The organism is Fervidicola ferrireducens (genome assembly GCF_001562425.1).
GTDB lineage: Bacteria > Bacillota > Thermosediminibacteria > Thermosediminibacterales > Thermosediminibacteraceae > Fervidicola > Fervidicola ferrireducens.
On record NZ_LOED01000004.1, the window covers coordinates 89,248 to 97,203 of the forward strand.

Below are 7,956 nucleotides of genomic sequence, written 5' to 3' on the forward strand. Positions count from 1 at the left end.
CATTCACATCCTTGTACAAAATATATTTTAGTTTAGCTCTACATCAGTATAGTAATGTAGCAAAATATCTTTAAAGCTATATCCGTTTTCTGCCATAACTTTTGCTCCCCACTGACTCATTCCGACGCCGTGACCGTTACCCTTTCCCCTTATTTCAAAGTATCCGCCTGTAGCCAGAAATTCTTTAGAAACTTGAGAACTCATTATATGTACTTCACCGCCCGACAAAACCACCTCTTTATCACTCGAAACTACCGTTTTCCCCATGAGTTGGCGAACAGGTATCACATTTTCCCCATCGGCGGTAACGTACAATATATTATCTGCTACTACCTCGAATAGATTACTTTTAAGTTGTAGAGCGTTTCGTATTTCCGACCCTGAAAGCACTTTTTCTCCGTAATTCCCCCTTACCAACAATTTTTTTACTCTTCCCGACGCGCTTTTTTCTATTATTTCCAAATCGTAAACTTGAGTTCGAGGAATCTTTACCACCCAGGTGCTGTTCGGTGCTTGCAAACTAAATTCATCATTTACGGACTTTAAATACGGAAGTTGGGTGCCAAAGGCATCTCCGCTGTTCTCGGTAATACCGCCGCTGTTCGAGTGATACAGCGCTAATATGGGCTTCCCTTGATAGGTCAATACCTGCCCTTTTGTCATGTCCACGGCTTCATTGGTCCTGGGATGTTCACCATCGTACCCGCTGTAAACCTGATCGCCTGTTCCCCCGGTGACATCAAAGCTTGCCTTCCCTGCTTTTTGCAATATGTTGTAAACGGCGTAACTTCTCGAAGCCACTGCTTGAGCTTTTAGAGCCTCCATTGGCCAAGAAGGAGGCATTTCGTTCGGAAGAACACCATAAAGATATTCTTCCAGCTCTAATTCATTTATCGCAGTTAATCCGCCGTTGGAAGACGGTAAAAACTCAATAACTCCCCTGTACCTTCGACCGTTCAATGAAAGAAAAACGTTGTCTTTTGCGCTTTTGACATAAAGCGGGACATCAACGGGAAGGGGCAAATTAATTTCGGCAAGCGAAGATTGTCCTTTAACCTCTATGTATTTCCCGGACATCAAAAGGTCCTTCATCGCATCAGAATTGACATAAATGGTCTCTCCAGATTTTATGGTTACATTTATCGTTTTTTCCGGCAAATTGCAAATGGGAATGAAAGAATTTTGTTTTTTTATTCCTATAACAAACCCTTCATCGGCCGCTAAAGTATAAGATGTTTTAGCCGTATTATCATAAAAAAGACCTACTCGAATTGTTGCAGGCAAATTCCCGCTAGCTTCTGCATTATTAAAGCTTATTGCCAACGCAATTACCAAAACAACAAGAAGCTGCAGTATTTTTTTTTGCATATTATACCTCCGTTTATCTACGTATTATGTTTAAAATTAACACCTCTTTCACCTCTTGGAAGACTTTTTTTGTATTCCTAAATGCTCATATGCTTTATCGGAAACCATTCGTCCCCTTGCTGTACGCACTATGTACCCTTCTTTTATAAGGTAAGGTTCATATACATCTTCTATGGTAGAAGCTTCTTCATTTAAAGCGGCAGCCAATGATTCTATCCCCACGGGACCGCCATTAAATTTTTCGATAATCGTTCTTAATAACCTTCTATCTTCTTGATCAAGACCGCAAGTATCGACTCTTAACAAATTTAATCCTTCTATTGCTACTTTTTCCGTTATAACTCCATCGGCTTTTACATCCGCGTAGTCACGAATCCTTTTTAATAACCTGTTCGCTATTCTAGGAGTACCTCTTGAACACGAAGCTATCCTTTCTGCTGCTCTTTCTTCCAAAGCAATGTTTAATATCTGAGCAGACCTTTTTAATATTTTCACCAATTCATCCTTGCTGTAAAAGTCAAGGTGACACCTGATACCGAATCGGTCACGCAGAGGCGATGTCAAAGCCCCTGCCTTTGTAGTTGCCCCCACTAAAGTGAAAGGTTTGAGATTCAACCTAATAGACCGTGCTCCGGGACCTTTCCCAATCATTATATCTAATACAAAATCCTCCATTGCAGGATATAAAATTTCTTCCACGGCAGGATGAAGCCGGTGAATTTCATCTATGAAAAGCAGGTCCTTTTCATCAAGACTGGTCAGAATAGCCGCAAGGTCTCCTGGCCTTTCTATGGCGGGACCTGAAGTTACTTTTATATTTACCCCCATCTCTTTTGCTATTATGTAAGCCAGGGTAGTTTTTCCAAGGCCGGGCGGCCCGTACAGCAGTACATGGTCTAGCGGTTCGCCTCGTTTCAAAGCTGCTCTTACAAAGATCTTCAGGCTTTCTTTTACCTGGTCTTGGCCTATGTAATCGTCAAAATTTGTGGGGCGAAGCCCAAGTTCAAAATCGGACTCATCTTCTCCTTTTAAAAGCGGTGTAACCAATCTATCTCTCATTACGACATCAACCCTCTTTTGCAAAACGCTTTAATGCGCCGGCAATTATTTCTTCTACCGTTGTTGCAGTGTTCAATTCATTCAACGCTTTTTGAATTTCTTCATTGCTAAATCCCAAGGTTGAAAGTGCTTCTCTAGCTTCTTGAAGCATTTTCAATGATTCTTTAAATTCAGCACTTACCGCCAAACCTTTAACTTTGTCCTTCAGTTCAAAAACAATTTTACGGGCAGTTTTATTGCCCACTCCCGGCACTGAAGTCAAAACTTTGACATCCTCAGTTGCTATGGCAGAAACAACTTCTTCTGGTTTTAGCCAGGACAAAACTGAAAGGGCCACCTTTGGTCCTATTCCCGAAACCTCATTCAACAAAGTGAACACTTCTCTTTCCAGAGGGTCAAAAAACCCGTATAAATCCATGCCATCATCTTTTAAATGCAAAAAAGTATAGAGAATTATTTTAGAATTCTTGTAAAATTTTACATTATTATACGTATTTAATGAGATTAAACATCTCAGGCCCAACCCCGCAACCTCTATAATTGCGTAATTCGGACTGATTTCTTTCAATTTACCCTTTAGATATTCCAACATTTTTCAACCTCTCGGAAAGTCATGGTATTTGTTTTGTATGTGATGATTGAATTTTATCAAATTCACGTGGCATAGCGCTACTGCCAGGGCGTCGGCCGCATCGTCGGGCTTAGGAACCTCCTTCAACCGCAAAAGCACCCTTACCATCTCTTGGACCTGAAACTTCTTCGCCCTTCCGTAACCGACAATAGCCTGCTTTACTTCCAGCGGGGTATATTCATAGACTTTGATGTTCTTCGATGCTGCAGCAAGCATGGCCACGCCCCTTGCCTGTCCTACAGTAATAGCGGTTTTGGCATTTTTATTGAAAAAAAGTTCTTCTATGGCTACTGCTTCCGGATTATACGTCTCCATTAAATTCAAATACCCATCGTAAATAGATTTAAGTCTTTCAGCGATAGAAAGATGGGATTCGGTCTTTATTACGCCGAACTCAACAACCTTTATATTTGCACCTTCAGAAAACAATATTCCGTAGCCGCTGAGAGCTATTCCCGGATCTATTCCCATTATAACCATAAAATCACCTGGTTGTCTATTTCGACAAAAGCATTTAAAATTCCTCTAAAAATAAAATAACTCCTCGAGACATAGTCTCAAGGAAATTGAAAATTAATGGGTAAGGCCTTCGCGGATTTTTAAAAATTCATCCTTCGAATTTATCACTATGCCCCTTTCGAGAAGCTTTCGGTCTTCCTCTTTTAAAATTCCGGCCTTAATATCGGTCAGTTCAAGTAACTTTGAGTCTTTTCCGGGTTTACCCTGGAAAAGCGCTACATAACCTTCGTAAAGCCCTATATAGTAGTGTTCTTCGCATATACCATCTATTAATTTGGTCAAAATTACCCTGTTGTTAGAAAAACTTTCTATTTTCCATTCCTTAAATTCTTCCTGGAGTCTTGATTTTGTATATCCTACATACTTTTCATCGACAAGCATTTCACTTCGCTTTTCATGTCCGCATTCTTTGTATCGAGTTATAAAAATTATTCTTGCCCCCGGTTTTAACGTTTCTTCCGGAAGTTGAATAGTCTCAGCATTTTTTAAAGATCTGTCATCCGGTTTTTTTGATTCGAACATCGCTGAATAATATCCGAAAAAAAACCCTGCTGATATCAATAATGCGACCATAAAGATGAAAATTACAATTTTTTTGGGCATACATCTTCCTCCTTACAACTCTTCGAAGGAAAAGTATGCCCTATTTTAATAAAAACTATTCATTACTAGTTAGCAGATTCATAATTGGTATACACATTTTGAACGTCATCGTGGTCATCTAAAGCTTCCAACAATTTTTCCATCATCTCGCTGTCTTTTCCCGATAAAGTCAAGGTAGTTTTGGGAAGATAAGTTATTTCAGCCGAAGAAAGCTTGACATTGTTCTCCCGAAGCGCGTTTTTTACGGATTCGAATTGTTCTGGAGATGTTATAATTTCGATAGAATCTTCTTGCTCCTCTACATCATCCGCACCCGCTTCTATCGCCAACATTATAATCTCCTCAGCATTTATTCCTTCATTTTTTTCTACTATCAAGAGCCCCTTTTTTTCGAACATCCACGCAACGCATCCGGCTTCTCCAAGATTTCCACCGTGCTTGTCGAAAATGTGGCGTAATTCCGCAGCGGTTCTGTTACGGTTGTCAGTCATTACCTCTAAAAGAATGGCGGCGCCGCCCGGACCGTATCCTTCATACAACGCTTCTTCTAAATTTTCCCCGCCGAGTTCCCCGCTACCCCTTTTTATAGCCCTAATGATATTCTCGTTGGGCATATTGGCTTCTTTAGCTTTTTCAATAACATCTCGGAGCCTGGGGTTTGCCTCAGGGTCAGGTCCACCTTCCCTAACGGCGACTATTATCATCTTGCTCAACTTAGTATAGAGTTTTCCTTTCTGAGCATCCATTTTAGCCTTTTTATGTTTTATGTTGGCCCATTTGGAATGTCCCGACATCCTTTAAAACCCCCTTTTTTGTCTGTATTTCTAAACACTCAATTGTTGTTAAAAAGGCGGTCTGAGAGGCAATCTCCTTTTGTGTTCACTCTTTAAGTTCATTTTCCTTATTTTTTCTTCGATTTCCCGCGGGGCCTTCCCGGTGAGTATATACTCGTCTAATTGGTCATAGGTTATACCCATTTCGCTTTCATCGGTTTGCCCTTCCCAAAGCCCTGCGGTGGGAGGTTTTTCTATAATATCTTGTGGAATTTCAAGATAACGGGCTAATTCCCGCACCTGTCTCTTCACGAGATTTCCTAACGGCAACAAGTCTACTCCTCCATCGCCGTACTTTGTAAAGTAACCCACCGTTAGTTCGCTTTTATTGCCGGTTCCCACTACCAGAAAATTATTTAATGCAGCGTAATAATATAAAGTTATCATTCGAAGGCGCGGTTTGATATTAGCTACAGCCGTTTTATTGTCCGTTTTATCCAAAATAGCGGTGAAGTTGTCGAATACGCTATTCAGGACAATCTTTTTATAAGGGATCCCGAATCCTTCTGCAACCCTTATTGCATCTTCTTCATCCTTTGGATCGCTGTAACACGGCATTATAAGTCCAAGGCAATTTTCCTCGAAGGCTTTTTTACAAATTACACCTACTACCGCCGAGTCAATACCTCCACTCAATCCAAAAACGGCCCCTCTTGCCCCCGCTTCGTGTACTTTTTCTCTTAGCCAATCTACCAGAGCATTACACAATTCTCGTATTTCCACTTCCATTCCCTCGCTTTAAATTTAGTCTTTAACTTTTATAAAGCAAGTCCTTCCAAAAACTACTTCATCCTGTTTTATTCCTGCCTCTCTAATGCATTTTTCAAATCTCTCAACTTCATTTACCGGAATGTATACGTGTACTTGGGCCACTTCACCATAATCCACGTGCTGTATAAAAAAATTATTCTTTCTTAAGATGGACTCAACTTTATTAAAAAGCGAATACTCAACAGAGATCTTGTATTCGTTTGCTTCTGTTATTCTTGCTATTCCTGAATTTTCAATGCCCAACTTTGCGCACTGGCTATACGCGCGAATCAAACCATTCGCTCCTAAAAGAATCCCTCCAAAATACCTGGTTACAACTACTGCAACGTTCTTTAACTGCTTTGACCGTATAACCTCCAAAACAGGTCTACCGGCAGTTCCGCTCGGTTCCCCATCGTCGCTGGATTTTTGCAGTTCTTCGTTGCCTAATCCTACACAATAAGCGTAGACATTATGCGTGGCATCGTAATATTTCTTCCTAACGGCGTTTATAAATTCTTCCGCTTCCTCTAATGAATTAACCGGTTTAACATTACTTATGAATTTCGATTTTTTAATCGTTAAAGTGGTTTCTGAAGGTTTTTCTACCGTTAAAAATTCAAGCATGGACCAAACCTCGGTACTTTAATGTTTTTTGTCTCCACACACATTGTATTATCATAAATTATCCTGAAAAAGTCAATATCGAATGTAAAAGAGGAGGCCTTTCTGCCTCCTCTTTAGCGACAAAATCTATTTACTTGTAAAATATGTGATTCCCTATAATAGTTGTGATCGGTCGGGACCTTACCCATGCATTAGTTGTCTTAGCAGGGTTGTAAAATCCTATAGCCCCTCCAGTGGGGTCCCATCCTCCTATAGCATCCTGCACTGCCCTTCTTGCGGTCTCGTTGGGAGTCAGGTAAATTTGTCCGTCTTGCACTGTACAATACTGATATAATCCATTTACCTTTTGAAAAATTACTTCTGGAATCGTATTGGGATACAGAGGGCTTTTTACTCTATTTAAGACTGTTGCTGCAACGGCAACCTGTCCGATGTAAGGTTCTCCTCTTGATTCGGCATAAACTAGTCTTGCAAGTAAGTCGACATCCCTTGCAGAAAACCTTCCGATTCCGGCTCTTGAAACACTTGTAATTCCCAGTGCCCTTAATGTTTGCGGTCCAACAATGCCATCCACTTTTAGACCTTTTGCTTTTTGAAATCTCATTACCGCATCCTTCGTCATCGGACCGAATATGCCATCTACTTTACCACTCCAAAAACCCAGGCTGTTCAGTCTTGATTGCAGTTGAGCTACGTCCTGCCCCCTGCTTCCTTCTTTAAGTATTCTATCTCCTAAATTTTCTGCAAGAACAGATGTCATTCCAAGCAATACAAACAAAAAAGTGAGAAGTAAAACCTTGTGACATATTTTTTTCACAAGCTCTCCCTCCTTTTATTCTTCGAGACCGCAAGAGTTTTTTATAGTATACCATGGTAATGTTGCTCTTGACAAAGTGGCTAAGGCTCCGTAATTTTTGGTATACTGGTCGCTCAAAATCTCATTTTCGATCTCAGTCAGAAAACTTAAAATAACGGTACTATGCTTAGAATTTGCGCAGGATGGACACTGCTGTCAAACGTGGTTCACGTTGTTATATGTGGAAAAATAAACCCCTTTTAAATTGGCATAAAACAACAAAAAACCCCCGCTATGGGGGATTTGAAATCGTTTTTAAAAAAAATAAAATGGCTCCTCGAGTAGGATTCGAACCTACGACCCTCCGGTTAACAGCCGGATGCTCTACCGCTGAGCTATCGAGGAACGCCATTTTTAAAGATTTCGGCAGCGTCCTACTCTCCCGGGGAATCCTCCCCAGTACCATCGGCGCTGGAGGGCTTAACCTGTGTGTTCGGAATGGATACCGGTGTTCCCCCTCCGCTATGGCCACCGAAATCTTCTTCACTCTATTCACTTCTCACTGCACCCTCAAAATCACACAGTGGGTATGTCACCCTTGGTCAAGCCCTCGACTGATTAGTACCGGTCGGCTCAAGGCCTTACGACCCTTACACCCCCGGCCTATCTACCGGGTCGTCTCCCAGGTGTCTTACCCCCTTCTCAGGGTGGGATACCTTATCTTGGGGTGGGCTTCGCACTTAGATGCCTTCAGTGCTTATCCCCTCCGG

9 protein-coding genes, 1 tRNA gene and 2 rRNA genes are annotated in these 7,956 nt (G+C 41.3%); all 12 read right to left on the reverse strand.

What is annotated here, in order from left to right:
• Positions 1–27: 27 nt before the first annotated feature.
• Positions 28–1,368: a SpoIID/LytB domain-containing protein gene (locus tag AN618_RS03035; RefSeq protein ID WP_066351931.1), complete on the reverse strand. Its 1,341-nt coding sequence runs from the start codon at positions 1,366–1,368 to the stop codon at positions 28–30.
• Between the two features lie 48 nt (positions 1,369–1,416).
• The gene (gene ruvB, locus AN618_RS03040) at positions 1,417–2,427 is read right to left on the reverse strand and encodes a Holliday junction branch migration DNA helicase RuvB (protein ID WP_066351932.1); all 1,011 of its coding nucleotides are present in this window, start codon (positions 2,425–2,427) and stop codon (positions 1,417–1,419) included.
• Positions 2,428–2,434: 7 nt separating this feature from the next.
• Positions 2,435–3,019 (reverse strand): Holliday junction branch migration protein RuvA, encoded by a 585-nt coding sequence (gene ruvA, locus AN618_RS03045; RefSeq protein WP_066351934.1) that lies wholly within the window; start codon positions 3,017–3,019, stop codon positions 2,435–2,437.
• Positions 3,020–3,022: 3 nt separating this feature from the next.
• Positions 3,023–3,538, reverse strand: coding sequence for a crossover junction endodeoxyribonuclease RuvC (gene ruvC / locus AN618_RS03050; protein ID WP_066351936.1), 516 nt, complete (start codon positions 3,536–3,538; stop codon positions 3,023–3,025).
• 93 nt (positions 3,539–3,631) lie between these two features.
• Positions 3,632–4,180 (reverse strand): BofC C-terminal domain-containing protein, encoded by a 549-nt coding sequence (locus tag AN618_RS03055; RefSeq protein WP_066351939.1) that lies wholly within the window; start codon positions 4,178–4,180, stop codon positions 3,632–3,634.
• Between the two features lie 65 nt (positions 4,181–4,245).
• Positions 4,246–4,974, reverse strand: coding sequence for a YebC/PmpR family DNA-binding transcriptional regulator (locus AN618_RS03060; RefSeq protein WP_066351940.1), 729 nt, complete (start codon positions 4,972–4,974; stop codon positions 4,246–4,248).
• 48 nt (positions 4,975–5,022) lie between these two features.
• A complete protein-coding gene (gene nadE / locus AN618_RS03065) occupies positions 5,023–5,742 on the reverse strand; it encodes an NAD(+) synthase (protein WP_066351942.1) in 720 nt (239 codons plus the stop codon).
• Positions 5,743–5,757: 15 nt separating this feature from the next.
• A complete protein-coding gene (locus tag AN618_RS03070; RefSeq protein WP_066351943.1) occupies positions 5,758–6,390 on the reverse strand; it encodes a YigZ family protein in 633 nt (210 codons plus the stop codon).
• A 130-nt stretch (positions 6,391–6,520) separates the two neighbouring features.
• A complete protein-coding gene (sleB, locus tag AN618_RS03075; protein WP_187694866.1) occupies positions 6,521–7,207 on the reverse strand; it encodes a spore cortex-lytic enzyme in 687 nt (228 codons plus the stop codon).
• A gap of 309 nt (positions 7,208–7,516) precedes the next feature.
• Positions 7,517–7,591, reverse strand: a tRNA-Asn gene (locus AN618_RS03080).
• 16 nt (positions 7,592–7,607) lie between these two features.
• Positions 7,608–7,722: ribosomal RNA gene (gene rrf / locus AN618_RS03085) — 5S ribosomal RNA — on the reverse strand.
• A gap of 62 nt (positions 7,723–7,784) precedes the next feature.
• A 23S ribosomal RNA gene (locus AN618_RS03090) occupies positions 7,785–7,956 on the reverse strand; the annotation flags it as partial.